This window comes from Methylobacterium sp. E-065, from assembly GCF_022829605.1.
GTDB lineage: Bacteria > Pseudomonadota > Alphaproteobacteria > Rhizobiales > Beijerinckiaceae > Methylobacterium.
This window is the reverse complement of record NZ_JAKSYD010000032.1, coordinates 1-465: the sequence shown is the minus strand read 5'-3', so window position 1 is coordinate 465 and position 465 is coordinate 1. Positions and strand designations below refer to the sequence as shown.

At 65.8% G+C, this 465-nt stretch carries 1 protein-coding gene; it reads left to right on the top strand.

Annotation, left to right across the window (positions count from 1 at the left end; all coding sequences use genetic code 11):
* Positions 1–168: 168 nt before the first annotated feature.
* The coding region (locus MKK84_RS02450) for a porin (protein ID WP_243916449.1) at positions 169–465 on the top strand (297 nt) is incomplete at its 3' end.

The following is a 465-nucleotide window of genomic DNA, read 5'->3' as shown; positions in this document are numbered from 1 at the left end:
AGTTTGCTGAGCGTAGCCGTTCCGGCATGATCCTGACCCAGCAAACCACCGCAGTGCGGGGCGTGCCGGAGCCAGCCACCAAGACGCGGGCCCAAATAACAATGAGCGGTTTGACCTGAAAAATCAGGCAGCGCCGCAGTTACGGGTCTCGAAGTATTGGGGTTGCTGATGAAGTTCCTGAAGAGTTCCCTCCTTGGGTCCGCCGCCGCGTTCGCGGCGGTGGGTGCCGCGCACGCCGCCGACCTGCCGGTCAAGAAGGCCGTGCCGATCGAATACGTCCGCGTCTGCACCGCCTACGGCGCCGGCTTCTTCTACATTCCCGGCACCGACACCTGCCTGCGCGTCTCGGGCCGTGCCCGGTTCGAGGGCGGATACCAGACCAGCTACACCCGCCAAGCGGGCGCCGCCGGTGACACATCGGGCTACCAGGGCCGGATGCGCATCAACCTCGATGCCCGCACCCAG